Consider the following 26,433-nt stretch of genomic DNA (forward strand, 5'->3'; position numbering starts at 1 on the left):
GCGCTCACGCCGCGCGTGATGGCAGACCGTGCGCTTGCACGCCGCGTCCTTGCGGACCCTCTCAAAAGTAGACCGTGGCGGTGACGGTGGTCTGATAGGTATCAGGTTTCGGGGTAGTCTGCGCCGGCACCTGGCCGTACACGACAATCGATTGCGCCGAGCCGGTACCCGTGCCGCTGGCCGTGTTGGTGCCCTGCGTGTTGCCCCACGGAGTAGCGTGGCCGGCGTCCTGATACAGCTGGAATCCGACTGTGGTGGCGGTATTGCCGGTGGCCGTGCCGGCCATCAAGCGGCTCGTCACGGTGGAGCCGGTGACCGTGCCGGCGTCGAGCCCGACGTTGTACGGTGTGGTGTTGGTGCAGGTTACGGCGACCGTGGTCTGCTGGTTGATGGCCGTGGCCAGCACGCCGTTGCTGCCGAAGTTCAGCGGGGTCGCGCTGATTGAGCAGTTGGCGTTCAGCGTAAGCGTGACGGTGAACGTGGTGGTGGCAGTGCCGTTCGAATAGGTGGCAGCGCTCGCGAGCTGTAGAGGCAAGCCGAACATCAAGGCGACGATGAGGCTGGACGACAGCAGTTTTTGTTTCATCATGAGACCTCGCAAGCCGACGGGACGCGGATTTTTCAATTGCGTAGGCAGTTTGAAATTGTACCGGCCAGATCGTGAATCAATTCACTGGATATTCCAGGGCGGCGTGATTACGTTATGTAAAGGCGTTCGCAATTGATGAAATTTAGTCTACACCACACTTTCTTCGTAATACAAATTCTTGCGTTGAGAAATTTATTTGGAATAAGTGGCGCAGGCGGTATGACATGGTGCGAGAAAACGGAGAGATTAGGAAATTATTTCAATCCATGGATTCGGGAAAGTACCTAATTCAGGTAGTTTTTTCTAATAAAGATGATTATTTTTTTATTTTTATTGAAATGTGACGTGTGCATGATTATGCATGCCAGCTAATTGAAAAATGCCAGTTGGTCTGTTTGAAATCCGCGTGTTTGAGTGTCAGGCCAATGCGGCTGTTGCAACCGCGCAATGCTAATCACGGCTCGCCGGCGGGGGGCGAAGCGTCATTCCCCAAGCGCAAACGGGCGCTTGCGCCGCAACAGCGCCGAGCCGAGCGACACCGCTGCGCCGATGCAGCCCATCGCCAGCGAGAGAACCACGATCAGCAAGCCGGTTTGTGTTCGTGCCGAAAACACGCCGACCAGCAACCCAGCGAGTGGTTGCGTCATGTTGTTCAACAGGATCACCACGCCGGTCGTCTTGCCGTAGTCCTCGGGCGGGATGATTTTCTGCCGAGCACTGCGGATGTAGACATTGAACATCTTGTCGAAGCCCACAATCAGCAGAAAGCCGACCGCATAGCTCCAGGGCGCCGCGCTCACACCCGCGATCACGCCCCCGGCACAGATCGAGATGAACGCGGCCCGGCCGAGTGTCTGCGCAGGCCAGGCGTTGCGTGCGATCGTCAAAAGAATCAGCACCGTGGCCACGGCGCCGGCAGTCTGGAGGCCCGCGTAGTACCGGTCCGATTGCGCGTGGAAGCCGGTCACCATCGCAGCGGATGTCGCAAGGGTCACGCCGATCACGAGATTTTCGGCGGCGGCGAGCAGTACGACTTTTTTCAGGCCGGGTAGCACCAGCACATGGCGCAGCGCGATACGCAGGGGCATTGTCCAGTGACCTGGCGCAGCGGGCGGTGGATCGCCAGCGCGAAAGCCGCTGGTGCGTTGCCACAGCAGCAGCGCTGCATCGGCAAGCAGAAACAGCGCGCCGGTTGCGCCGACCACCCACTCCCAGCGCCACACGCCGAGCAGCAGTGCGGCCAGCATTGGGCCCAGCACGAAGCCCAACTGGTCGGCCAACTGAGAGTAGGCGAGCACACGCTGGAACTGCTGCGTGCTGAAGATCTGCGGCAGCATCACTTCGCGCGCGACCAGGCCCTGGCTCGTGAGCACACCGCACAATGCCGATAGCGCGATGAGCCAGCCGATGCCGCCGAACAGCGCATACGCCAAAACGCCGCCGAAACACACGAGTGCCCGCACAGCCTGGCTCACCCGCATCAGCCTGAGCGGCGAGATGCGGTCGCACAAGGCGCCGAAGAAAGGAAAGGCCAGGTAGCGTGGCAGCGTTTCGATAAAGAACGCGAGACCTGACCACGATACCTGGTGTGTCGTCTGAAACACCACGAGCGGCACGAGGAACAGCAGGATCTGATCGGCGAGACGCGCGACAAACAGCGAGCAGAAGAAAGCCTGATGGTTGACGCGCACCGTTCATGTCCCGCCGTTTATGGGTCGAGACCGATCCTATCAAAGATTGCGTTAGCCGCCCCGATAGGCCTGTTCGAGCAACGCGATATCGAGCTTGACCATTTTTATCATCATGGCTTGCATCACGCGGCTTATTTCTGGCCGCACTCCGCACCTTGCATCCCTTGCATTCCTTGTTGAATCTCTTCAGGGCTCAGGTCGCGCTTGTGCGTGGCGAGCGACCAGCTGTGGCCGAACGGGTCCTTCAACTGGCCGTAGCGGTCGCCCCAGAACATGTCGGCAAGCGGCATGACGACGGTCGCGCCGGCCTCGACAGCCTGCTTGAAACTGGCGTCGACGTCTTCCACGTAGTGGTGAATCGTGACCGGTGTGCCTTTCAGCGCGTTCGGGCCCAGCGCGTTGTGATCCGGCCATTCGTCGGTCAGCATCAGCATGGAGTCGCCAATCTTCAGGCAAGCGTGCATCACTTTCCCCCCGGGGCCGGGCATGCGGAATTGCTCAACGGCGTTGAAAGCCCTGGCGTAGAACGTGATGGCGTCTGCGGCGTTGGCGCAAATCAGATACGGGGTCAGCGAGTGCATCCCGTCCGGGATCGGTTTGACAGCGGGGCTGGACATGACGGCGACTCCTTGAAGTAACAGGTTCGTGAGTTAAAAGACCCACTGCGTGAGCCAGGCCTTCAACGTTACGACGAGTGCAGCGCCTTTGAATCGACACTCCGGAAAAAATATTTTTAAGCACGGCCGTGCGGCGCGGTGCGAGTTCGAGCAGGCGCAGGCATGTGTGTGGCGCGTTCTCGCCGCGCGGATTCAACCGGGCGGGTGGTCTTCTTTCGCCGGTATGTCAACCGGCCGGATTGTCGTCGTCCGGTGGCGTGGAGGGTGCCGATGGCGGGGAAGGCCTCGCCGCGTCACCGCCCGGTGCACCGAGGATGCTGATCTGGAAAGTCGGGGTCGCCGCGAGCGACTGCAACGTCGCGTCTTCCGGAATGTGTTCGAACAGTGGCAGGATCACCGAGCCGCCGATCACCGCGCGCCGGCTATTGTCGGCCGGCCGCAACCCCCACACGTCCTGGTAGACCACCGGCACCGCGATGCCGTTGCGGGTCGTGTTGCCGATGTACAGCATCACATGACCGCCGATGTAGATCAGCGTGCGTAACGGTTCACCATGCTGGGCGAGGTAGTCGAGCCGTTGCGCCGGCGTCGACGCGGACAGATCGATCATGCGTCCCGCGCTCATCTGCGTCGACGAATGGCGCGGCAGCCACACGCCGAATGCCGCGAAGATGCTTTGCAGTTCCGACGAACAGTCGTTGTAGAGGCCGCTATTACCCCAGCCGTACGGCCGGCCGATCAGCGTCTTCATCAGCATTGCCAGATGCCGCGGGGTAGCCGCGAGCGGCATCGGGGCGATCTGCGTATCGCTCAGTTGCGCGCTGCGAATGAGCGCCCGGCCATCCACATCGCGGGCCGGGACGAAGAGTTTGCGCGAGGCGGGTGTATCCGCTTCGGCAGTGCCACTTGCTTCGCGTGCTGTTCTGTTTGCTCGTGTTGCGGGCCGCGTGGCGTTGTCCGGGGCGAGCGGCAATAGCGTGCCGGCGGGCGCGTCGAAGCGGAACACGCCGCGGCTGTCGCGCACGGGCGCCGAGGCCACCGTCACCGCGCCCAGCGACTTCGCGGTGGCCGCGCGCCATGTGTCGACGAAGGTGTCGTCAGTCAGGCCGACGCCATCGCTGCGCACCCAGCCTTGTACGTCGGGCGTCTGCACGTAGCGCCACGCGCCATCGACGCTGCTGCCCAGCACATACAGCGGCGTGCCAGGGCGCACGGCTGAAATCTGCAGGTTGTCGAACGGATAGCCTTCGCCGGCCAGGTGGTGATCGTAGAACGACGGGTCCGTGGTCGGCAGTTCGCGCACCATCAGATTGCTGGTGGCGATCGCGCGACGTTCGGGCTGGTAGACGGCCTCCTGCGTGAACTGGCCGACGTCCATGTTTTGCGCGATGGCGTCGATCCACGCCTTGTCGTGCGGCCGGAAATTCTCGCCGTAACCGACCGCCGAGCCGCTCTTGCCGGTGTTATCAAATTTGCCGATGCGGCGCTGCTGCAGCGCGACAATGTCCGCGCCTTGCTGGCGATAGACGCGCATCGTCACGTAAGCGGAATTCCACGGCGACGGCGCGGCCGTGCCGGTGCCGAAATAGCGTGCGTAGAGGGCGCTGAAGTGCGCCTGCTGATCCGCAGGGCTCAGGAACGGCTGATCGTAGGCGGGGCTGTCCGGTTCGAGCCAGTGATCGACGTTCTGGTCGTAATTGGCGATCGGGAACAGCGTGACCGTGTCGACGCTCGCGTGGCCATCGTGTGAGGGCGGCGGATTGCTGCAGGCGGCGAAGGTCGCGGCCGCTGCGAGGGCGACGCATAACGCGGTGGCGCGGCGGCCCTGCGGCAATCGGGCGACGAAGCGTGTGGCAAAACGCGTGGCAAAACGGGGCAGCACGGCGACGGGCATGGAATTCGACGGTGATGGTCCAAGGGCACGATGATACGGTGTCGCGCGACGTGCAGGGCGGCGGATGCATGTCGTACTTACGCGGAACGAACGAGCGGGGCTTTCTCGCGCTTACAGCGCCCCTCGCGGGCATAAGCACCATGTTTCACGACATGGCGGCGACATGAAGCCAACTGCCTGTGTTTTGCTTTCACAGCGTTATGAGTGTATTTACACAGCGCTTATGTGTTTTCATGGGAGTTCGAATCGTCAATAGCGGCTGCGCCATACTGCGCTTCAGGCGCAAACCACCGCGCACGAATAGCGTTTCGATACACTCGTCACATCGCCTCGAATCGTCTTTCGCGAGGCTCAACAACCAGGAGAACAACATGCAAACCAGCGCACGCAATCAATTCGCCGGCGAAGTCGCCGAAGTCAAACACGGTGCCGTGAACGACGAAGTCACGTTGCGCACTCAGGACGGTCTCGAGATCGTTGCGATCATTACGCACGGCAGTGCGACGTCGCTCGGCCTCGCTGCCGGTAAGAAGGCGTTCGCGCTGGTCAAGGCGTCGTCGGTGATCGTCATGGTCGACGTGGCGAAGAGCCAGGTGTCGGCGCGCAATTGCATCGCCGGTACGGTGTCGGCCGTCACCAAGGGCGCGGTGAATTCGGAAGTGACGATCAACGCGGGTGGCGCACAGATCGCCGCGATCATCACCAACGAAAGCGTCGATCGTCTCGGCCTCGCGAGCGGCAAAGCGGCGACGGCGATCTTCAAGGCATCGAGCGTGATCATCGGCGTCGAATAACCATTTACGCATGGCGTTGTCCGCAGGCTTAACGTCTGGATAAAGCCATCAGGCCGTACGCAGATCGGCCGGAAAGAGGGCGGCACGCTCAGGCGGGCGTGCCGTGAAGGAAACAACGGCTTGCTTTACACTGCACACCTCGCTGTTCTCTTTCCGCTTTCATCACGGACGCCGTCATGTTCGAAGTCTCCTCCGCCTCGCATCTCCCCAAAGCCGCGCACTACGAAGAACTGGTCGCCCAGGCCCGTTCGCTGCTCACCGGCGAAACCGACTGGATCGCCAACGCCGCGAATTTCTCCGCATTCGTGTTCCATTCGCTGAGCGATCTGAACTGGGCCGGTTTCTACTTCCACGACGGCCGCGAACTGGTGGTCGGACCGTTCCAGGGCAAGCCCGCTTGCGTGCGCATTGCGCTCGGCAAGGGTGTGTGCGGCACCGCTGCGCAAACCCGTCAAACGCAAGTCGTGCGCGACGTGCATGAATTCCCTGGTCATATCGCCTGCGATTCGGCATCGCAATCGGAAATCGTCGTGCCGCTTGTCGCACCGGACGGCACGCTGATCGGCGTGTGGGATGTCGATAGCCCGATCGTCGCGCGCTTTGATGAAGAGGACGCGAAGGGCATGGAAGCGCTGTGCGCGGTATTTATCGAAGCCGCGCTGCCGCGCGCCTCGTAGGCGTTTCAAGAAGCGCTGATCCAGCGGTGCGGTGGCACGCTATGCTTTTTCGTACATAGACTAGATGCACTTCAGGGGATGGGTCGGCGGACCTCATCCCGCTATCGTTCTCTCCACGCGCTCAAGATGTCCCGAAGGAAGTCCTCTTTGGGAGCAGGACAAGAGCGCGACGAACCCCCATCAGGTTTTGGAGACATGCATGAGTTCCGCCACTGCTACTGCTACCGCTACCCCGCTGACATTCCAACGCTCCCCCGCTTTACCCCGCAATTGCACTTTCGATAGCCACGACTGGGACATTCTCAGCCGCTACTGGCATCCGGTGGCATTCGCCCCTGACGTGACCGACAAACCCATCAGCGTGACGCTGCTTGACGAGCCGCTGGTCGTGTTCCGCTCGAACGGTCAACTGGTGAGCGCGCGCGATGTCTGTCCGCATCGCGGTGCGCCGCTCAGCCAGGGATGGGTCGATAACGGCAACATTGTGTGCCCGTATCACGGCCTCGCGTACGGTAGCGACGGCAAGTGCAAGCATATTCCCTCGCAAGCGGATGGCCCGATTCCCGATCGCCTGCATCTCGTCACGTATGCGACGCAGGAAGCCTACGGCCTCGTATGGGTTTCGCTGGGTGGCGGCACTGAAGCGTTGCCTGCCTTTCCCGGCTGGGACGATCCCGACTTCCAGCAGATCCTGCCGCCCTCGATCGATATCAACGCTTCGGCGGGACGTCAGACCGAAGGCTTCATCGACGTCGCGCATTTCGCGTGGATTCATCACGACAGCTTCGCCGACCGGCATAACCCGGTGGTGCCGCAGTATTCAGTCGAGCGGCGCGAACGCGGCATGCACGCGGAGTATGTGAGCACGGTCAGCAACTTCCCGAAGTCGATGCAGCATCGCGCGCCGGAGGGTTATCTGTGGCGCCGCTTCTTCGACGTGGACGTGCCGTTCTTTGCGCGTCTGACCGTGCAATTTCCCGACAACGGCCGCCTGTCGATTCTGAATGCCGCGAGCCCGGTGTCCGCGCGTAAGACGCGTCTGTTCGTGCCGATCGTGCGCAACTTCGATAAGGATTTGCCGCTCGAGGACGTCTACGCGTTCAACCGTCAGGTGTTCGAAGAAGATCGCGCGATCGTCGAACTGCAGTGCCCGGAAGATTTGCCGATCGACCGCGCGGCGGAAGCGCCGATCCTCGCCGACCGTTCGTCGGGTGCCTATCGTCGAGCGTTAGCCGAGATCGGTCTCGGCCAGGCGTATGTGCGCTAGTTCGCTGTGCGACGTGACGCGATGCGTGATTCGTGATTCGGGAGAGAAGCCATGAAAGTATGGGAATGCGTGATCTGCGGCTTTCGCTATGACGAAGCACTGGGTCTGCCGGAAGCAGGCATCGCGCCGGGCACGCGCTGGGAAGACGTGCCGGACGACTGGCTGTGCCCGGACTGCGCAACCGGCAAACACGACTTTGAAATGCAGGTGATCGCATGACGGCCGCTCAGCATGAGGACAAGGGACAGCCGGTGGTGATTGTCGGCACCGGCATGGCGGGCTATACGGTCGCGCGTGAATTGCGCAAGCTCGATAGCACGGTGCCGATCGTCATGATCAGTCGCGACGACGGCACCTTCTATTCGAAGCCGATGTTGTCGAATGCACTGGCGATGAAGAAAGAGCCGCAGACGCTGGCGAGTTTCGACGCAATAGCAATGGCGGCTCAATTGGGCGCGTGGATACGCGTGCATCAGCATGTGGAGCGTATTTTGCCGGCCGAACGCACGCTCGTTGTCGACAACGCCTTACTCGGCTACAGCAAGCTGGTGCTGGCCACGGGCGCGGACCCACGCCGCCTGAACGTAGCGGGCGACGGCGCGGCCGACGTGATGTCGATCAACGATCTCGGCGACTACGCGCGTTTCAGGTTGGCGCTCACGCGTTGCCGTTCAGTGGCGATTCTGGGCGCGGGTCTGATCGGCTGCGAGTTCGCCAACGATCTGGCGGCCGCCGGTTATGCCGTCAGTCTGATCGATCCCGCTTCGACACCGCTGGCTCGCTTGCTTCCGCGAGACGTGGGCGAGATTTTCGCTCGCGCGCTGGACGATGGCGGCATCCGTTTTCATCCTGGCCGCAGTGTGGATCGTATCGACCGCTTGTCGGATGGTTATCGGTTAACCTTCACCGAAGGCGAGCCGATCGATGCGGATCTGGTCGTGTCGGCGGTCGGCCTCGCGCCGCGCACGGCGCTTGCCGCGGCAGCTGGCCTTGAAATCGATCAGGGCATTCGAACCGACGCGTGGTGCCGCACAAGCGCGCCGGATATCTATGCACTTGGCGACTGTGCCGCGATCGACGGCAAAGTCCAGCCGTATGTCCTGCCGATCATGCACGCCGCGCGGGCGCTCGCGCGCACCCTGGCCGGTCAGCCGACGCGTGTTGCTTTCCCGGTGATGCCAATTACCGTGAAGACGCCCGCGAGTCCCGCCGTCGTCGTGACGCCGGATGGCGACGGCGCATGGTCGATCGAAACCGCCGCCGATGCGGCGAAACACGCGGTGCGCGCCGTGTGCCGGCATGCCACTAGTGAACGTCCGTTGGGCTTCGCACTGCTCGGCGCGGCGATCGAGGGTAAGGCCGCGCTGATCAAGGCCATGACAGAGGGGGCCATTAGCTAACCCTAAGCCATAACAATCTTCCGACTGACCGACCTCACTTTGTGATCGCTCGGTGTTTTAAAGGGCCTGTCACCTGGAACACATCCGATGATCGCATTCGCGCCGCAAGCTCTGCTTGCGGCGTTTTTTTATCCGCTTGAAGGATGTGCGCGCGGATGAAAAAGCGCTTAGGAAACCAGATCTTTGGCGACGCTGGCGATCAACCGCCGCAGCCATACCGCCGCAACGCTGCGATGCGTGCGATCGTGCCAGAGTTGATAGTAGGTGAGTGCTTGCGGCTCGCCGGGCACCGGTTCGATGCGCAACGGCAGCATCCTGGTGTAGTGCGTGGCGAGTGCGCGGGTGGTGGTGAACAGCAGATTGGAGCGCGCCAGAACGTAGGGCGCCATGCCGAAGTAGGGCAGTGTCGTGGTAACGGTGCGCGATAGGCCGTTGCGGGCGAGTTCGACATCGACGGTGCCCCATGCCGTCGTGTTATAGGTCATTACGGCCAGATGTTCCGCTTCTTCGTAGACGGGCTTGCTAAGCCGCCCCGGTTTGATCGGATGGCCGTTGCGCATCAGGCACACCAGTTCGTCCTTGCACAGCGGCTGCAAATGCAGATGCTCCGGCGGTGTGCGCCAGTTGCCGATCACCAGATCGAGAAAGCCGCTTTCCAGACCGTGTTCATAACCACCGTCCACCATCATCAGATGCCTGAACTCGAGCTTCGCACCGGGCGCTTCGCGATGAAACGCATCGACCACGGCGGGGACGAAGAACGCATCGAGATAATCCGGCGAGCCGATACGAAAGGTCTGGCTAGTAGTGGCCGGATTGAATGAGGTGGTGGGGTGCAGAATGGCCGCGATATTGTTCAGCGCTTGCGCCGCAGGTTCGATCAGCGTGAGAGCATGCGCCGTGAGAACCATCCGGCTGCCGCTGCGCACCAGCAGCGGATCGCCGGTCATGTCGCGCAGTTTGCGCAGCGCCACGCTCACGGTCGGCTGCGATTGTCCGAGCAAGGTTGCCGTGCGCGACACGCTCGATTCGGTCAGAAGCGTGTGTAGCACCTTGAGAAGGTGCGAATCGATAATTTCCTTGGACATGAAAAGCGGGACCCTGTTTCGTGCGGATCCATGCTGTGGAGCGGTGTTTTTTAATGAAGGATCGCGAGCAAAATATATCCACGGATATAACGGTCGTCAATCCGTCGAAGCCCTGTACGACGGCGTCAAAAGCCGGTGTGGGTTGAGTCATGGGGCGCGGAGCATGCCGGCAATAGCGAGCGCTCTATGATGTGTGCGATGACGGGCGCGCCGCCACCGGAATTCGGGAATACACCGAGGGAAACGATTGCGACGAAGAATGCGCGGCTGGGGCGATGGATTCAGCCAGGAAAGCCGCTATCATACGCACGGTTACCCAGCGGATCGGACCCAATCTGCCGGCTGCGCCATACGCGCCAGGAAAAATGCTCACCCGCTTTCCTCATTCGCTTCCAGTACCCAGGAAATTCAAAGGCCGGCGCGATGCAAGATCACCACTTTGCCGAAGCGCGTCCACGTGACGCCGCGCTTGCGGCGGCGCCATACGGCATGTTCATCTGCACAGTCGACGGCACGTTCGACTCCGTCAACGTTGCTTTCGAAAAGCTGACCGGTTTTACCGCCGAAGAATTGATCGGCCGGCGCACCTTTGAGTCCTTGCACGACCCGGCCGAACTCGCGAGGCGCCGCGCCGAATTGCCGGCGCTGTCGGCGATAAGCTCGCGCTATGAAGGCGAATGGACCTATGTGCGGCGCAACAGTACCCCGATTCGCGTGGTGTTCGCGCTCGCGCCGCTCGCCGCCGAGCCGGCGTATCCCGGTGGGGTAGCCACGGGGCCCGTTCGCTACGTCGGTATTGCCATCGACATGACGCGCTACGCGCAATCCGAGGCGCGCTTGTGGTACGTCGCGCATCACGACGGCGTGACCCGCCTGCCCAATCAGACGCTTTTCACCGAACGCCTCGAGCTCACGATCGCGCGCTGCCAGCGAAACGGCAGTGGTTTTACCGTGCTGATTGCCGAGCTCGATCATTTGCGCAAACTGCGCGATGCGCTCGGTTTGCATGCGGCCGAGCTGGTGTTGCAGATCGTCGGCGAGCGTTTGCGCGGTCTGTTCCCCAACGACGGTACGATCGCCTCGATCGGCGGCACGCAATTCGCGCTGCTGATCAAGGAAACCGGCACGGCGGCCGATGCTTTCGCGGCTGAAGCACTGAGCCGTATCGCCGAATCGATCGACTACGCAGGCACTGCGCTGAACATCACGGCGAGTATCGGCATCGTCGCCTATCCCACCGACGGTGCCGATGCGCCGACGCTGATGCGCCGCGCGGGCGTGGCGTTGTCGGCGGCTTCGGCGGTGAGCGGCAATGCGGTGCGGCGCTTTTCCACCGCGCTCGAAGGCCTGGCGGCGCGCCGCTTCGAACTGGAGACCATGCTGCGCGAAGCGCTCGAGCGTCAGCAACTGCATCTCGTGTATCAGCCACAGGTGACGCTTTCCAATGGCCGTATCGCGCAAGTGGAGACGCTGTTGCGCTGGAATCATCCGCAGCGTGGTCTGATCAGTCCGGTCGAGTTCGTGCCGGTCGCGGAAGAGTCGGGCCTGATCGAGCAGATCGGTGAGTGGGTGATCCGTACCGCGTGCCGCGACGCCGGAAAATTGCTGCGTCTCGTCGGCACGTTGCCGCGGATCGCGGTGAACGTGTCCCCGCAGCAGTTCCAGCGACACAATCTGTTCGAGACGATCCGGGGGGCACTAGAGGATGCCGCGCTCGACCCTTCCTACCTTGAAATCGAAATCACCGAGGGCGTGCTGCTCGGCGACACCGAACTGGCATTGCAGACGCTGCATGCATTGCGCGAATTAGGCGTTGAAGTCGCGGTGGATGATTTCGGTACCGGCTATTCGAGTCTCGCGTATCTCACACGTTTCCCGCTGAACCGCCTGAAAATCGATCGCTCGTTTGTGATGCGCATGAGTACCGATCCGCAATGCGCGGCGCTAGTCGGCGCCATTATCGCCATGGCCCATGCACTGAAACTGCGCGTGACGGCCGAAGGCGTAGAGACGGCCGAACAGGCCGCGCAACTGGAAGCACTCGGCTGCGACGAGGCGCAAGGATTCTGGTTCTCGCGACCCATCACCATCGCGGCGTTGCGCAATTTGCTGAAACCGTTGGGCACCGGTTGACGCCGGGATTCCGCTGCCAACTTGAAGTCGCAGTCCTTCAGCCGTCGTGGCGCGTCGCCGCCATGAACGGCATGCTTGATGCTTTTCTCGCGTTCCACCGCGAGCAGATGTCAAACGGTTGTTCCAATCGATTTTTTTTACGGTTGGGAGAAGGCTGCTAGCTATAGGTTTTAGCAAGCTATATGCCTCGGCTCCGGCGGTGCAAAACGCGGGAACGTATCCTGCTTCCTTGCGTCAAGAGAACATATACGCAACGGAGCGCAGGCAAACAATGAACGATCTCCTGACTCGGCTATTGCATTTCCAGCCGTCGCTGCTTGTCACCTTAACGCACGACGTTCTTCAAATCGTGCTGGCCGCGCTGATCCTGATTGTCGGCTGGTGGCTCTCGAACCGGGTCGGCTCGGTGTTCGAAAGAGCGCTCGCGCGCACGCGTGCTGATCCCACGCTCGCGCCAATGTTAGCGGCAATGGGCACCTGGGCTGTGCGCGTGCTCGTCTTCATCGCGGCGCTTGGTGAAATCGGCATCGCCACGGCGAGTGTGCTGGCCGTGCTGGGCGCAGCCGGTCTCGCGATCGGCCTCGCCTTGCAAGGCACATTGCAGAACATTGCGGCCGGCATGATGCTGCTGATGTTGAGGCCGTTTCGCGTCGGTGACGTGATCGAGGGCAGCGGGGCGGCTGCGGGCATCGTGCGCGAAGTGGGGCTGTTCACGACGCGCATCGAACGTGGCGACGGCAACGCGGTGTTTGTGCCGAACAGCCAGATCTGGAGCAATCCGGTGATCAACTACAGCAGCGGGGGCACGCAACGCATCGAGGTCGAAGTTGGACTCGCACAGCGTAAGGACGTGGATGCGGCGATCGGCGAGCTGAAGAAACTGGTCGCCGACGAACCGCGCGTCTTGAGCGGCTCGACGCTCGCACCGGTCATCACCGTAGCAGACTATCCCGAGGACGGCGGCGCGACACTGCGCATCGCTGCATGGGTGCGCTCGCCGGACGCGTCGCTCACTACCGGCGATCTGCATGACCATGCTCAGACAGCGCTCGAACAGGCCGGCTGTCCGGTGGCGGCGTAGGGTCGGCTTGTCGTGCGCAGGGTGGGACAGCGTTGAAGGGGTTTGTGGCGGGCGGTGATGCGCGATACGCGCGGCAGTCGGGCCGAGGTGGATGCATCCGTGCAAGACGCGTGTCGCCGCAATACACGGAAAAGAAAAAAGGGGCCGATTGGCCCCTTTCCGTCTGATCCCGTTACTACGCGGGACTCAGTGTGCTGCGTCGTCCGCGGCAGTGATCGCCGTGCCGGCCATGACACCGGATGCACGCTTGATGCTGTCCTGCATCACGTTGCCCGAATGAATCATCGAGGCCATCACGGATTGCATTGCGCCAAACGCGCTATCCGAACTGAACGGCGTGGTCTGGCCGAAGCCCGAACCGAACTGCGCCACGCTGGCGCCGAACTCTTCGCGCAGCGATTCGCCTGCCTTGGTCAACGCCGCGGTGAATTGCGCGTCAATTTCCTTGACGTGCTGCGCATACGACAAAGTACGTTGAACCAGTTGCTGCTGCGCGTCGGATGCGCCGGCGAACGGCGCGGCGGTGAACTGGCCGCCCGACAATGCGTTCTTGCTTTCGGTGACCGTTGCCTTCATTGCCGCGAGATTGAGCTCGCCGAGCTTTTGCAGGCACGCCAGCCCATCGAGTTGCAAGGCGGTGAAGATGTTGAAAGTACGTTGGCCGAAGGCGGCGTTATGTTCGATCGCGGGGCTGTGCATGTGATCTCCAAGGTGACCTGGCGCAGGCGCCCAAAGGATTTCGGAGGCCAGGTCTCACGCGAGACGGCAGGTCGACGCGGCGCAGTGATTTTGCTGCGCTGCAACATGAGCCACTCTATACCTTTACGGCAGGATGTACAGCGTTTTCGTCAAAACGATTCTTCAGTCGAAAGGCGCTCAGTGTGTGGCTGAAGTTCGCGGATGGGCGAGGAAAAAGTGCAGTATTTGGGCAGTCGCGTCGGGGCCGGATGGGTCCGTGTACGAGCCGCGCTGACTACCGCCCGCCCATGCGTGGCCCGCGCCATGAATCGACCAGGATTCCGCTTCGACGCCATTCGGCGCGACAAGCCGTTGCACTGTGCAACCGCGTTGGCCGCTTGCCGTGCCTGCCGTGTGTGACGGCGCGCTGACGGTTGTGACGCCGGCGTCGAAGCCTGCCAGGAGTGCTGTGGCGTTCGAGGGATGTACCGTCTTGTCCGCATCGCCATGAAACACAATGAGCGGGCGTTGCGGTTCGACGCGTGCGCGGTTGCGATGCACTTTGCCCCCCTTCATCGCGGCGAGTGCCGAGGGCAGATCCTTCGCACTTTCGTAAGCAAGACCGGAATGCACGCAGGCCGCCGCGTACAGGTCGGGCGAAGTCTTCAGCATGATGTCCGCCATTGCGCCGCCCGCCGACAGACCCGCGACGTACACCCGCGCCGGGTCGACGCGGTAGCGCGCCATTACCTCACGGGTGATACCTGCGATCAACGACGGTTCGCCCTGATCGCGCTGCTGGTCGGCAGGCTTGAACCAGTTCCAGCATGTCGAATGATTGGCCGCCTGCGACTGATTCGGATACACGACGATGAAGCCGTAACGCTCGGCCATTTCGTTCATGCGCGTGCCGGCCGCGAAGTCGTCGGCGTTTTGCGTGCAGCCGTGCAGCATCACGATTAGCGGCAACGGTTCGCTGTTGTAGACGGTGGGTACGTAGAGTTTGTATTGGCGTTGACCCGCGCTGTTGCTGAAGGTGTGGGTGCTGAATGTGCCGGGCGTGCCGGCGTCGAAAGTGTGCTCGGCAGGTGCGCGCGGCGTGGCGTCGGCGTGTGGCTGCGCCTGACTTTGTGCTTGAGTTTGCACCTGCGTCCACGCTTGCGCCCATTCGTTGACGCTCTGCGGCATGTGCGGTGTTTGCGCATGACCTGCTTCGGCCGCGCTGCCCGCGAGCGCACGCTGAACCGCCGCGGTCGCTTCCTTCGGCCCCTTGGTGCGCAGCAGGTCGAAGGCTTCTTTCATCGACTTCAGGAAATCTTCATTTATTTTCATGACGGTAAGCGGTTACGTTGACTTGCATAGGGCTTGACTGAATCAGGCGATGAGCTTCACGGATTCAGGCACGTGTTCAAGCATCGGATCAGTCGAGCCCGGCGGGCTTACCTGATGCGACCGGCGAGCGCGGCCTTGACCGCGGGCGACGCGTGAAATGCGCCGAGCACCGCCACCGATGCGATCGTGGCCGCCGCAAGTTCCGGCGGTACATCGGCTGCGATGCTGGCGAGGCCGAGCACATGAATGTCCAGTCTTTCGTTCGCGGCCTGAATGGCTTCGAGGTCCCGCCTCGAGAAGTGCTGCAAGCCGAGCACCATCGCGCGCCGGGTCACTGTTTCAGTGACGACCTGCGCGTGTACCGTGAGCTGGTTGCGGATCGCCGTACGGATCAGATCGGTGCGGTTCGAGTAAAAACCTTCTTCGACGAGTAAATCGATCTGACCGAGGTCGATTGGGCCGAGATTGATGGTGATTTTTTCGGTCTCACCGCCTTTGGGGCGGGAGGTGTCGATAAGTTTGAGGTTGGCCATTTCTATTCCATGCGATACCTGGCGGGAATCCACATACCATCCAAATAACATCCAGTGGGATGGTTATACGCGCCCGGCTCGAATGGCGTCAATGACAAAAATGAGGGCCGGTAGCCGCGATGTCGCTTCGCGTCAGTGAAATCCCTTAACGACACGTTCAGATGGTATCGCTACCATCAGCGGCAATGAAGCAGTCGGCGGCGTGCATTCGTCGAATGCGATGGTAGCGCTACCATGGAGATATCAGTGTCATCGAACCGCAAAACATCTGAACAGCTTCGCAGCTATCGCTGGTATGGCGTGAACGACCTGCGCTCGTTCGGCCACCGTTCGCGCACGGCGCAAATGGGTTACCACCCGTCGGATTACATGGGTAAGCCGGTGATCGCCGTGGTCAACACGTGGAGTGAGATCAACTCGTGCCATACGCATTTCAAGCAGCGCGTGGAAGAAGTGAAGCGCGGCATCTGGCAGGCGGGTGGGTTCCCCGTCGAAATGCCGGTGATGACGCTCGCCGAGCCGTTCCAGAAGCCGACGACGATGCTGTATCGAAACTTCCTCGCGATGGAAACCGAGGAGTTGCTGAAGTCCTATCCGTTCGACGGCTGCGTGCTGATGGGCGGTTGCGACAAGACCACGCCCGGCCTGTTGATGGGCGCGATCAGCATGGACCTGCCGGCCATCTATCTGCCGGCGGGTCCGATGTTGCGCGGCAACTGGAACGGCCGCACGCTCGGCAGCGGCTCGGACACGTGGAAGTACTGGGCTGAGTTGCGCGCCGGCAAGATCACGGAAGAGGAGTGGAAGGGCATCGAGAGCGGCATCGCGCGCTCGCCGGGCCATTGCATGACGATGGGCACCGCGTCGACGATGACCAGCGCCACCGAAGCGCTCGGTCTGACGCTGTCTGGCTTCTCGTCGATTCCCGCTGTCGACTCACGACACGCGCAGTTCGCCTCATTGACAGGGCAACGCATCGTCGAGATGGTGTGGATCGATCAGAAACCGTCAGACATTCTGACCGCCCAATCTTTCGACAACGCGGTGACCACCGTGCTGGCGATGTCCGGTTCGACGAACGCGATCGTCCACCTCGTTGCCGTGGCGCGCCGCGCCGGCATCGATCTGACGACGGCACGCTTTGACGAACTGGCGCGTATTACGCCGGGACTCGGCAATTTGCGCCCGGCGGGTCAGTACCTGATGGAAGACTTTTTCTACGCAGGTGGCCTGCGTGCGCTGCTGGTCGAGTTGGGCGAACTGATCGACGGCTCGCAGATGACGGTCAATGGCACGACGCTCGGCGAGAACATTGCCGGTGCGGAAATTTTCAACGACGACGTGATCCGCAAACGCAGCAATCCGCTCGTCGCCAGCGACGGCCTCGCGGTGCTCACCGGCAATCTCGCGCCGGATGGGGCGGTGATCAAACCCGCGGCGATGGAAGCGCATCTGCAAAAGCACCGCGGTCCGGCGGTGGTGTTCAAGGACTACGCCGACATGGCCGCGCGGATCGACTCGGAAGAGCTGGACGTTACCGCCGACTCAGTGATCGTGCTGCAGCACGCGGGGCCAGTGGGCGCGCCCGGTATGCCCGAGTGGGGCCAGTTGCCGATTCCACAAAAGCTGCTGAAGCAGGGTGTGCGCGACATGCTGCGCATTTCCGACGCACGGATGAGCGGCACCAGTTACGGCGCGTGCGTGCTGCACGTCGCGCCTGAATCGTTCGTCGGCGGTCCGCTCGCGTTGGTAAAGGACGGCGACATGATCGAAATGGATGTTCATAGCCGCCGTTTGCATCTCGAAGTGAGTGATGCCGAACTCGTCGCCCGCAAGGCCGCTTGGCAACCGCCCAAGCGTCCGTTCGAGCGCGGCTTCGGCGTGATGCATCAACTGCACGTGACGCAGGCCAACAAGGGCTGTGACTTCGATTTCCTTGAAGAACCGGTAGGCGCGGGCGCGGAGCAGGCCCCGGCGCCCGTCACGCAGACGGAGCAAACCGTGCTGTCCACATCGTCCACGACGCGCACCGAGCCCGACATTCACTAACGCTATCCAGGCCTCTCATGACCGCATCCAACATCACCATCAGCGACGCGACACTCGAGCAGCTGCGACACGTCAGCACCGCAACGCTGACCACGCAACTTTTCAAGCGCGGCTTGCGCAACGTATTCCTGCAAGGCGTCGCGCCGCTCGTCAAACCGGCGCCCGGCGCACCGAACCTCGTCGGCCCGGCGTTCACGCTGCGCAACATCCCGGCGCGTGAGGATCTCGACCACGTCGGCGTATTTCAGGACCCGGATCATCCGCAGCGCAAGGCCGTTGAAACAGCACCGCCTGGCAGCGTGCTGGTGCAGGACTGCCGCGGTGAACGCGCGGTTGCGTCGGTCGGTTCGATTCTCGCGCTGCGTCTCGCGAAGCGCGGTGTGGCCGGCATGGTCTCGGATGGTCCCGTGCGCGATAGCGGCACGATCGCGGAACTGGGCTTGCCGCTCTGGTGTGCCGGCGCGAGCGCACCGCTGAATCTCGCAAAACATCATGCGGTCGACATGAACGTACCGATCGCCTGCGGCGGTGTGCCGGTCTATCCGGGCGATATCGTTGTCGCCGATGCGGACGGCGTGGTCATCGTGCCGCGCGAAATGGCGACCGAAGTCGCGCGCGACGCCACCGAGCAGGAACAGATCGAAGTGTTCATCACGCAGCGTATCGAAGAAGGCCGGCCGCTGCGCGGCACGTATCCCCCGGACGAGGAAACGCTCGCTGCTTACGCACAATGGCGCGCCCAAAAACAATAATGCGTTGAGGCTGTTTCGATCCATCGCCTGGCCATTGTTCGCGCGGACGGCGCGAGCGCAGGAGACACAGTGAATATCACGACACCGGCGATCGATGAATCGCGTCTGATCAATCGCCTGGCATTCCGTTTGATGCCGCTGCTCGGCTTGCTCTATCTTGTTGCCTACATCGATCGCTCCAATATCAGTTTTGCCAAGCTGCAGATGCTCGGCAGCCTTGGGCTTTCTGAGGTCGCGTACGGACTCGGTGCGTCGTTGTTCTTTATCGGCTATCTGTTGTTCGAAGTGCCGAGCAACGTGTTGCTGCACAAGTACGGCGCACCACGCTGGATGGCGCGCATCATGTTCACCTGGGGCGTCGTCACGATACTTCTCGCGTTCACTCAGAATGCAACGATGTTTTACGCACTGCGTTTTCTGCTCGGTGCTTCGGAAGCGGGCTTGTATCCGGGCGTGATCTACTACCTGACTTTGTGGTTTCCGTCACGGCATCGCGTACGGATGCTCGGCTACTTCACCGTCGGCAGCAGTCTGGGCAACATGGTGGGTGCGCCGATCTGCGGCTGGTTGCTCGACAAGGGCGGTGTCGCGGGATTACACGGCTGGCAGCTCGTGTTCATCGTCACCGGCTTGCCGTCGATTCTGTTGACCTTCGTCGTATTGTTCCTGCTGCCGGCGTCACCGGCGCAAGCAAAGTTTCTCTCCGCCGACGAAAAACAATGGCTCACCGACACGCTCGACGCGGAACGCGATCAGATGAAAAGAAATTACGCCGGTCGTTCCTCGCTGCTGAGCGTGCTGACGGAGCCGCGCGTGATCGGCATGGCGCTGTACTACATGATGCTGTCGATATCCGTCTACGGTGTGAGCTACTGGTTGCCAACGCTGGTGAAGGGCTTCGGCGTCAGCAATACGACCAACGGCCTGCTGAACATCATTCCGTGGTTGATGGCGACGATCGTGCTCGCATGGCTGCCATCGAAGCTGCGCGGCGGCAATCGCGCAATCGTCGCGATGCTGGTAGCCGCGCTGCTCGGTGTCGCGTGCTTCCTGAGCGCCGTGTTTCTGCCGACCAACACGCTGCGGTTTGCCGCGCTTTGTTTCGGCGCTCCCTGCATGTATTTGCTGATCCCGTGTTTCTGGACGCTGCCGCCGAAGTTCCTGTTCGGCGCGCGCGCCGCAGCCGGGATTGCGGCGATCAATTCGCTCGGCAATATCGGCGGCTTCATTGCGCAGAATCTGGTGCCGTGGGTACGTCAGACCACGGGCAGCGTGAAGGCGCCGATGCTGATTCCGGCGACCTGCCTGCTGGTATTTGCCGTCGTCACGTTGCTGATTCTGCGCCGCAATCGAAACGCTCACATCGTGCAGAGCCATGTACCCGTGGCCGAGTGAATTTCCTCTTTCTTTAGATGGATCCGGGCCACTTGAATCACGGGTCGTCCACCCGCGGCGGGCGGCTGGCCGCAGTCTACAATAGCCGCGATACATCACTCCAGTCACCGAGCCATGCCGAATCACAAGCCGACCGCCGCTGCCAGCCCTGACGTTCCGGAAGGGGCGACGGCGCCAGCGAAACGCTTGCGAGGCGGCCCCAAGGGCCTGCGCATCACGGACGTCGCCGCGCAGGCGGGCGTCGCGCCGATTACGGTGTCGCGGGTCTTTAATAGTCCCGAGACGGTCGCGCCTGAAACGCTCGAACGGGTGCGGCAGGTGGTGCAAAAGCTCGGCTATGTGCCCAATCGTCTCGCGGGCGGTTTGTCGTCGTCACGTTCGCGCCTGATCGCCGCGATCGTGCCCACCATCGCGCACTCACTGTTTTCCGAAACGATCCAGGTGTTTAGCGAGACGATGTCGCGTGCCGGTTATCAGGTGCTGCTGGCCCTGAGCGGCTACAGCGATTCGAGCGAAGAGGCGTTGCTCGACGCGGTCCTGAGCCGGCGTCCGGAAGGTGTGCTGCTGACCGGTGTCGCGCACGCCGATTCGTTGCGCGAGCGCTTGCTCAACGTGGGCATGCCGATCGTCGAAACGTGGGACATGACCGGGACGCCGATCGACATGCTGGTGGGTTTTTCGCACTATCAGGTCGGCGTGGCGGTGGCTGAGCATTTTCTGGCGCGTAACGTGCGGGCACCGGGCCTGGTCTCAGCGAACGACGACCGCGCGCTCGCGCGCCGGGACGGTTTTCGCGAGCGTCTTGCGCAAGCGGGTATCAACGGGATTGCCGAGGTGCTGGTGTCGCCCCCGAGCTCGGTTGCCGCCGGCAAGGCTGCATTGCCGGCGCTGATCGAACAGGCGCCGAATCTCGACGCAGTGTTCTGCGGCTCGGATCTGCTCGCTATCGGCGTGCTCGGCGCGGCCAAACGCATGAGTATGAACGTGCCGTCGCAACTTTCTATTTGCGGTTTCGGCGACCTCGAATTCGCGACTGAAACCACGCCGCAATTGACCACCGTGCGAGTCGACGGCACGCGCATCGGCCTCACCGCCGCACGATGTCTGCTGGACCGGTTGGCCGGCGTCGACAAGACCAGGGTAACCGACGTCGGGTTTCATATCGTCGAACGCGAGACGACCTGACGCTCCTGCCGTTGCTGGATAAACCGGATCTGGCGCGCGGAAGAGGGTAAGGATTCTGCCGATTACATCAACACAATATCGTACTGCTCCTGACTCAAATTCGACTCCACCTGCAACGACACTGGCTTGCCGATGAAATCCATCAGCATCGCCAGATGCTGCGACTCTTCTTCAAGAAACAGATCGATCACCTGCTGCGACGCCACCACGCGGAACTCTCGCGGGTTGAATTGCCGCGACTCGCGCAGAATCTCGCGCAGCACGTCGTAGCACACCGTGCGCGACGTCTTGACCTGCCCCTTGCCCTGGCAAACCGGGCAGGGCTCGCACAGCACATGCGCCAGCGATTCGCGCGTGCGCTTGCGCGTCATCTCCACCAGGCCCAGCTGCGAGAACCCATTCACCGTCACGCGCGTGCGATCGCGCGACAACGCCTTCTTCAACTCGCCGAGCACCTGATCGCGATGCTCGACGTTTTCCATATCGATGAAGTCGATGATGATCACGCCGCCCAGATTGCGCAGCCGCAATTGCCGCGCGATCGTGTGCGCGGCTTCGAGGTTGGTCTTGAAGATCGTATCGTCGAAGTTGCGCGCGCCGACGTAACCGCCGGTGTTGACGTCGATGGTGGTCATCGCTTCGGTCTGGTCGATCACCAGATAGCCGCCCGACTTCAGATCGACCCGGCGTGATAATGCGCGCTGGATTTCCGCTTCGATGTTGTACAGATCGAAGAGCGGCCGTTCGCCCGTGTAGTGATGCAGCTTCGACGACACCGCCGGCGTGAACTCCGCCGCGAAGTCGGCAAGCATTTGATAGGTCTCGCGTGAGTCGACCTGGATACGCGAGGTCTCGTCATTGACGAAATCGCGCAGCACGCGTTGCGCGAGATTCAGATCCTGATACAGCAGGCTGGTCGGCGGCATGCGCTGACCTTGCGAGATAATCGTCGCCCACGTCTTGCGCAGGTACGCGACGTCTCCGGCCAATTCTTCGCTGCTCGCATCTTCAGCGATCGTGCGTACGATGTAGCCGCCTTTTTCGTCGGCAGGCAGCACGGCGGTCAAGCGCGCGCGCACGGCCTCGCGCTCGGCTTCGCTCTCGATCTTCTGCGAGATGCCGATGTGCGGCTCCTGCGGCAGATACACGAGCGTGCGCCCGGCGATACTCACTTGCGTGGACAGCCTGGCACCCTTGGTGCCGATCGGATCCTTCACGACCTGAACCATCAGCGTCTGGCCTTCGAAGACGATCTTTTCAATCGGCTGATGCGGCGTCTGATGCTGCGGCTCGCCCGCAATGCGCGGATGCCAGATATCCGCTACGTGCAGGAACGCGGCGCGCTCCAGACCGATATCGATGAAGGCGGATTGCATGCCCGGCAACACGCGGACGACTTTGCCGAGATAGACATTGCCGACGCGTCCTCGCGACAGCGTTCGTTCGACGTGAAGTTCCTGGACGGCGCCTTGCTGGACTAGCGCGACTCGCGTTTCCTGCGGCGTGACATTGATCAGGATTTCTTCATTCATGGTGTTATTTTAGAAGTCGATGCTCGCTGCACGCAGGAGGGCAGCGGTTTCAAAAAGCGGCAAACCCATGATACCTGAATAGGACCCGTCGATATGTTCGACAAACTCGGCGGCGCGTCCCTGCACACCATACGCGCCCGCCTTGCCGAGCGGCTCGCCGCTTGCGGCGTAGCGGCGCACGGCGTCCGCGTGCAGTGCAGCAAAACGCACCTTCGATACCGATAGCGCTGCAGGCAGCAACGCGCCTTCTGCATCGACCACCGCGACGGCTGTCAGCACTTCGTGATCGCGGCCCGCGAGGCGCGTGAGCATCGCGACGGCATCGTTGGCGTCGATGGGTTTGCCGAGGATCGCGTCGTCGATCGTGACGGTTGTGTCGGCAACCAGGATGGGCCGTGCGACGTGTCCGCCTGCTACGAGACGCGCGCGGGCAGCGTGCGCCTTGGCGATGCACACGCGCTGCACGTAGTCGCGAGCGCGCTCGCCGGGTAGCTCGACTTCGAGCGCTTCGGCATCTTCATCGGGACGCGGCAGCAGCAATTCGAAACGCACGCCGAGCTGTTGCAACAGCTCCTGACGGCGTGGACTCTGGGAAGCGAGATAGACGAATGGATGGCGCGAAGCGGCGGGCGTTGGCATGAACAGGTCTCGATGAGGCGGATTGCGTCTATGCGTGACGAGCGCGCGATGAGCTTGTCAGTCGGGCGTCGATCAGCGTGGCAAAGAACACGAGGATAAGCGCGTCGAGAAGCGTATCGAAAACGCGCCTATAAATGCACCTGTAGGCGCATCAATCAGCGCAGGTAACGAGGCCAGAAACGCGCGATCCGTCAGCAGTCTCGTTCGCTCACGCGCGGTGATAGGGGTGATTTTGCGTGATGGTCCACGCGCGGTAAAGCTGTTCGGCGAGCAGCACGCGCACCATTGCGTGCGGCAGCGTCAGGCTGGAGACACGCAGCAGCATATCGGCGCGCGCTTTCAGATCGGGGTCGAGCCCGTCGGCGCCGCCGATCAGAAACGCCACGTCGCGGCCGTCCTGTTGCCAGTCGGGCAGAGCGCCGGCGAGCTGCATCGTGGTCCAATCCTTGCCGCGTTCATCGAGCGCGACAATGCGCGCGTTCTTCGGCAACGCGGCTTCGATTTTCTGCCGCTCGGCTGCCATCACGCTTTCGGCCGGCCGCCCCGACGAACGCTGCTCGGGCTTGATCTCGCGCAGCTCGATGCGCAGCTCCGGCGGCATGCGTTTCGCGTATTCATCGAAGCCGGTGGCGATCCAGTCCGGCATCTTGTGGCCGACAGCGAGGATGTGCAGTTTCATGAGTGGCGTAATCGAGGAGGCAATCGCTGCAATCGCGGACGCAAGCGCAGACTACGCGTTCGCAGAAGTAAGCGGTTTGCCAGCCCGTTGCTTACTTGCGGCGTGCCGGCGTCTTGCGTGCCGGCTTCTTGGCAGCCGGCGCTTCGTCCTCTTCTTCCTCGTCGTCCGGTTCGCTCGCGCTGGCGCCACCGAACGGATTCGGCGTGGACAGTTTGATGCGCACGGGCTTGTCGCCCCAGATTTCTTCGAGGTTGTAGTACTGGCGCAGCGCGGGTTGCAGGATGTGCACGATCGCGTCGCCGCAATCGACCAGCACCCATTCGCCGACGTCCTCGCCTTCGGTGCTGATCACATCGCCGCCGTTTTCCTTGACGCTCTCGCGCACGCTCGAAGCGAGCGCCTTGGTCTGGCGGTTCGAGGTGCCGGAGGCGACGATCACGCGATCGAACAGGGCGGTCAGGTGGCTGGTGTTGAACACCTTGATGTCTTGCGCTTTGACGTCTTCGAGAGCGTCGACGATCACGCGTTGCAGTTTGCGAATATCCATGGGGTTACCGGTGGTACAGATGATGTTGAAGAATATAGTCCCACACCGCAGTGGGGACATGGCTCGCGGCCTGGTCTTGCTGTTCCTCGCCCACGTGGGCGAGTCGCTGGCTTACCTGTTCGCGCAGATACGTGCGAATGTCGGTGGCCGAGACGTTGAACGCAAGCGTCGTATCGATCAGCAAGTGGCCGCAGGGCGTGGCTTGCAGAACGTCGGCGCGGGCACGGCGCGCGTCGATTTCTCGGGCGACCACGGACGGAATCGACGTAAGGTCGAAACCGGGGCGCGTGGCCGCGCAAATATGAGCGAAGTCGAACAGGCGCCGCCAGTCGCGCCATGTGTCGAGATGCACCAGTTGATCCGCGCCGATCAGAAGCGCAATCGACGCATCCTGACCTTCGCGTTCACGCCACAATTGCAGCGTGTTGATGGTGTACGTCGGACCATCGTGTTCAATTTCGTCGGTCGCAACCCGCACCGTCACGCCCGGCAGCACTAATGCGCCGGCGGCGGCCCGGGTCATGGCCAGCCGGTGTTTGGCGGCCGACACGTCGGTTTTCTGCCACGGCTGGCCGGCCGGCAGCAGCACCAGTTCGGTCAGGTTCAGCACCTCGGCGAAACGCCGCGCAAGCGCGAGATGGCCGTCGTGGATCGGATCGAAAGTGCCGCCGAGCAGTCCGATCCGGCGAGGCAGGGCGACAGGATGTGCGTTCGGCTTCAGGTGAGGATCCTTTGTCGTGGTCACGTGCAGTGCGGTGCGGGCCTAAGGCCTCACACCCACTCGCGCGGCACGAGAAAATCGCTGTAAAGACGCGCTTCAGGCGTGCCCGGTTCGGGCTGCCAGTTGTAGCGCCAGTTCACCACAGGCGGCATCGACATCAGAATCGATTCGGTGCGTCCGCCGCTCTGCAGCCCAAATAGTGTGCCACGGTCGAAGACCAGATTGAACTCGACGTAGCGGCCGCGCCGGTATGCCTGGAACTCCCGCTCGGCTTCGCCGTACGGAATGTTGCGGCGCTTCTCGATGATCGGCATATACGCTTTGAGGAATCCCTCACCGACGCTTTTCAGCATCGCGAACGATTGATCGAAGCCCGGCGCCGAGAAATCGTCGAAGAAAATCCCGCCGATGCCACGTGGTTCATTGCGGTGCTTGAGGAAGAAATACTCGTCGCACCAGTGCTTGAAACTCGGGTAGAGGTCTGCGCCATAAGGCTGCAGCGCGTCGCGGCAGACACGATGGAAATGCTGCGCGTCTTCCTCGTAGCCATAGTACGGCGTCAGATCCATGCCGCCGCCGAACCAGAACACCGGTTCTTCGCCGGGCTTGGTCGCGATCAGCAGACGCACATTCATATGCACGGTCGGGCAGTGCGGATTGTGCGGGTGCAGCACGAGCGAGACGCCCATGGCTTCGAAGCCGCGGCCGGCCAGTTGCGGGCGCGCGGCACTCGCCGAACCGGGCAACGCGTCGCCCGCTACGTCCGAGAAGCCGATGCCGGCCCGTTCGAAGAAGTTGCCGCCTTCCAGAATCCGCGTGCAGCCGCCGCCGCGCAGCTTTTCGCCGGGGGCGCGCTGCCATGCGTCGGTCGCGAACGGCTTACCGTCGAACGCGCCGAGCGTGTCCGCGATATGCGTTTGCAGGCCTTGCAGCCAGCTGCGCACGGCCTGTGCGTCGTAGCTCGAATCGGTCATGAGTGCAGATGCTGAGGGCGGCACGCTCGTCGTGCCGCGGGTTCTTCGTGAAGGGCGAGGGCCGGGCCTTCTTCAGGGTGTTCCTGCGAAGGCGCGGCGCTACAGTCATTCGCGTCGGGTGAAATGCCAATCAACCGGGGCAAGCCCACATGGTGCGGTGGGCGCCGCAACGGCCGCGAAAACCCG

The 26,433-nt window shown here is 62.1% G+C and carries 25 protein-coding genes; 11 read left to right on the forward strand and 14 right to left on the reverse strand.

Going from position 1 to position 26,433, the window contains the following annotated elements; genetic code table 11:
- Window positions 1-61: 61 nt before the first annotated feature.
- From PQR40_RS24100 to PQR40_RS24115, 4 genes are all read right to left on the reverse strand, one after another.
- Entirely contained in the window at window positions 62-544 is a 483-nt protein-coding gene (locus PQR40_RS24100; protein ID WP_408234867.1) for a Csu type fimbrial protein, read from the reverse strand.
- A 527-nt stretch (window positions 545-1,071) separates the two neighbouring features.
- Window positions 1,072-2,280: an MFS transporter gene (locus tag PQR40_RS24105; protein ID WP_408234598.1), complete on the reverse strand. Its 1,209-nt coding sequence runs from the start codon at window positions 2,278-2,280 to the stop codon at window positions 1,072-1,074.
- A 131-nt stretch (window positions 2,281-2,411) separates the two neighbouring features.
- Window positions 2,412-2,897 (reverse strand): VOC family protein, encoded by a 486-nt coding sequence (locus PQR40_RS24110; protein ID WP_408234601.1) that lies wholly within the window; start codon window positions 2,895-2,897, stop codon window positions 2,412-2,414.
- A 226-nt stretch (window positions 2,898-3,123) separates the two neighbouring features.
- Window positions 3,124-4,791: an SH3 domain-containing protein gene (locus tag PQR40_RS24115; protein ID WP_408509991.1), complete on the reverse strand. Its 1,668-nt coding sequence runs from the start codon at window positions 4,789-4,791 to the stop codon at window positions 3,124-3,126.
- Window positions 4,792-5,162: 371 nt separating this feature from the next.
- On the opposite strand from PQR40_RS24115, the gene PQR40_RS24120 reads away from it, so the two are divergent.
- From PQR40_RS24120 to PQR40_RS24140, 5 genes are all read left to right on the forward strand, one after another.
- On the forward strand, window positions 5,163-5,585 hold the full coding sequence (locus PQR40_RS24120; protein ID WP_408234611.1) for a TOBE domain-containing protein: 423 nt from the start codon (window positions 5,163-5,165) through the stop codon (window positions 5,583-5,585).
- Window positions 5,586-5,761: 176 nt separating this feature from the next.
- Window positions 5,762-6,262 carry a free L-methionine (R)-S-oxide reductase MsrC gene (gene msrC, locus PQR40_RS24125; RefSeq protein ID WP_408234614.1) on the forward strand — a complete coding sequence of 167 codons (501 nt, stop codon included), beginning with the start codon at window positions 5,762-5,764 and terminating at the stop codon, window positions 6,260-6,262.
- 199 nt (window positions 6,263-6,461) lie between these two features.
- Entirely contained in the window at window positions 6,462-7,529 is a 1,068-nt protein-coding gene (locus PQR40_RS24130; RefSeq protein ID WP_408509992.1) for a Rieske 2Fe-2S domain-containing protein, read from the forward strand.
- A 51-nt stretch (window positions 7,530-7,580) separates the two neighbouring features.
- Window positions 7,581-7,748, forward strand: coding sequence for a rubredoxin (locus PQR40_RS24135; protein ID WP_093639504.1), 168 nt, complete (start codon window positions 7,581-7,583; stop codon window positions 7,746-7,748).
- A complete protein-coding gene (locus PQR40_RS24140; RefSeq protein ID WP_408509993.1) occupies window positions 7,745-8,929 on the forward strand; it encodes an NAD(P)/FAD-dependent oxidoreductase in 1,185 nt (394 codons plus the stop codon). The genes PQR40_RS24135 and PQR40_RS24140 overlap by 4 nt, the downstream gene beginning before the upstream one ends.
- 167 nt (window positions 8,930-9,096) lie before the next feature.
- On the opposite strand, the gene PQR40_RS24145 is transcribed toward PQR40_RS24140, so the two are convergent.
- Window positions 9,097-10,017: a LysR family transcriptional regulator gene (locus PQR40_RS24145; RefSeq protein ID WP_408234624.1), complete on the reverse strand. Its 921-nt coding sequence runs from the start codon at window positions 10,015-10,017 to the stop codon at window positions 9,097-9,099.
- Between the two features lie 423 nt (window positions 10,018-10,440).
- Here PQR40_RS24145 and PQR40_RS24150 point away from each other — a divergent pair, with 423 nt between their 5' ends.
- A complete protein-coding gene (locus tag PQR40_RS24150; protein ID WP_408390026.1) occupies window positions 10,441-12,150 on the forward strand; it encodes a putative bifunctional diguanylate cyclase/phosphodiesterase in 1,710 nt (569 codons plus the stop codon).
- A gap of 271 nt (window positions 12,151-12,421) precedes the next feature.
- Entirely contained in the window at window positions 12,422-13,231 is an 810-nt protein-coding gene (locus PQR40_RS24155; protein WP_408234630.1) for a mechanosensitive ion channel family protein, read from the forward strand.
- A 186-nt stretch (window positions 13,232-13,417) separates the two neighbouring features.
- Here PQR40_RS24155 and PQR40_RS24160 read toward each other — a convergent pair whose 3' ends face one another.
- From PQR40_RS24160 to PQR40_RS24170, 3 genes are all read right to left on the reverse strand, one after another.
- Complete coding sequence (locus tag PQR40_RS24160) at window positions 13,418-13,930, reverse strand: phasin family protein (RefSeq protein WP_408234633.1); 513 nt, start codon at window positions 13,928-13,930, stop codon at window positions 13,418-13,420.
- A 177-nt stretch (window positions 13,931-14,107) separates the two neighbouring features.
- The gene (locus PQR40_RS24165; protein WP_408509994.1) at window positions 14,108-15,241 is read right to left on the reverse strand and encodes an extracellular catalytic domain type 1 short-chain-length polyhydroxyalkanoate depolymerase; all 1,134 of its coding nucleotides are present in this window, start codon (window positions 15,239-15,241) and stop codon (window positions 14,108-14,110) included.
- Between the two features lie 107 nt (window positions 15,242-15,348).
- Window positions 15,349-15,774, reverse strand: a complete 426-nt coding sequence (locus PQR40_RS24170) for a ribbon-helix-helix domain-containing protein (RefSeq protein WP_408390032.1) — start codon at window positions 15,772-15,774, stop codon at window positions 15,349-15,351.
- A 234-nt stretch (window positions 15,775-16,008) separates the two neighbouring features.
- Here PQR40_RS24170 and araD point away from each other — a divergent pair, with 234 nt between their 5' ends.
- The 4 genes from araD (at window position 16,009) to PQR40_RS24190 (ending at window position 21,155) form a co-directional block, all read left to right on the forward strand.
- Window positions 16,009-17,823: an L-arabinonate dehydratase gene (gene araD, locus PQR40_RS24175; RefSeq protein WP_408509995.1), complete on the forward strand. Its 1,815-nt coding sequence runs from the start codon at window positions 16,009-16,011 to the stop codon at window positions 17,821-17,823.
- 17 nt (window positions 17,824-17,840) lie between these two features.
- A complete protein-coding gene (locus tag PQR40_RS24180; RefSeq protein ID WP_408509996.1) occupies window positions 17,841-18,575 on the forward strand; it encodes a ribonuclease activity regulator RraA in 735 nt (244 codons plus the stop codon).
- A 69-nt stretch (window positions 18,576-18,644) separates the two neighbouring features.
- Window positions 18,645-19,970, forward strand: coding sequence for an MFS transporter (locus PQR40_RS24185; protein WP_408390037.1), 1,326 nt, complete (start codon window positions 18,645-18,647; stop codon window positions 19,968-19,970).
- A 114-nt stretch (window positions 19,971-20,084) separates the two neighbouring features.
- Window positions 20,085-21,155, forward strand: a complete 1,071-nt coding sequence (locus tag PQR40_RS24190; protein WP_408509997.1) for a LacI family DNA-binding transcriptional regulator — start codon at window positions 20,085-20,087, stop codon at window positions 21,153-21,155.
- Between the two features lie 62 nt (window positions 21,156-21,217).
- On the opposite strand, the gene rng is transcribed toward PQR40_RS24190, so the two are convergent.
- From rng to hemF, 6 genes are all read right to left on the reverse strand, one after another.
- Window positions 21,218-22,687, reverse strand: coding sequence for a ribonuclease G (gene rng / locus PQR40_RS24195; RefSeq protein WP_325044899.1), 1,470 nt, complete (start codon window positions 22,685-22,687; stop codon window positions 21,218-21,220).
- A gap of 9 nt (window positions 22,688-22,696) precedes the next feature.
- On the reverse strand, window positions 22,697-23,326 hold the full coding sequence (locus PQR40_RS24200) for a Maf family protein (protein WP_408234653.1): 630 nt from the start codon (window positions 23,324-23,326) through the stop codon (window positions 22,697-22,699).
- A gap of 208 nt (window positions 23,327-23,534) precedes the next feature.
- Window positions 23,535-24,005, reverse strand: coding sequence for a 23S rRNA (pseudouridine(1915)-N(3))-methyltransferase RlmH (gene rlmH, locus PQR40_RS24205; protein WP_408234656.1), 471 nt, complete (start codon window positions 24,003-24,005; stop codon window positions 23,535-23,537).
- Between the two features lie 91 nt (window positions 24,006-24,096).
- Window positions 24,097-24,552, reverse strand: a complete 456-nt coding sequence (rsfS, locus tag PQR40_RS24210; protein WP_408213599.1) for a ribosome silencing factor — start codon at window positions 24,550-24,552, stop codon at window positions 24,097-24,099.
- A 4-nt stretch (window positions 24,553-24,556) separates the two neighbouring features.
- Window positions 24,557-25,297 carry a nicotinate-nucleotide adenylyltransferase gene (locus PQR40_RS24215; RefSeq protein WP_408390041.1) on the reverse strand — a complete coding sequence of 247 codons (741 nt, stop codon included), beginning with the start codon at window positions 25,295-25,297 and terminating at the stop codon, window positions 24,557-24,559.
- A 26-nt stretch (window positions 25,298-25,323) separates the two neighbouring features.
- Entirely contained in the window at window positions 25,324-26,247 is a 924-nt protein-coding gene (hemF, locus tag PQR40_RS24220; protein WP_408234662.1) for an oxygen-dependent coproporphyrinogen oxidase, read from the reverse strand.
- Between the last annotated feature and the right edge of the window lie 186 nt (window positions 26,248-26,433).

The organism is Paraburkholderia sediminicola (assembly GCF_046026855.1).
Classification (GTDB): domain Bacteria; phylum Pseudomonadota; class Gammaproteobacteria; order Burkholderiales; family Burkholderiaceae; genus Paraburkholderia; species Paraburkholderia sediminicola_A.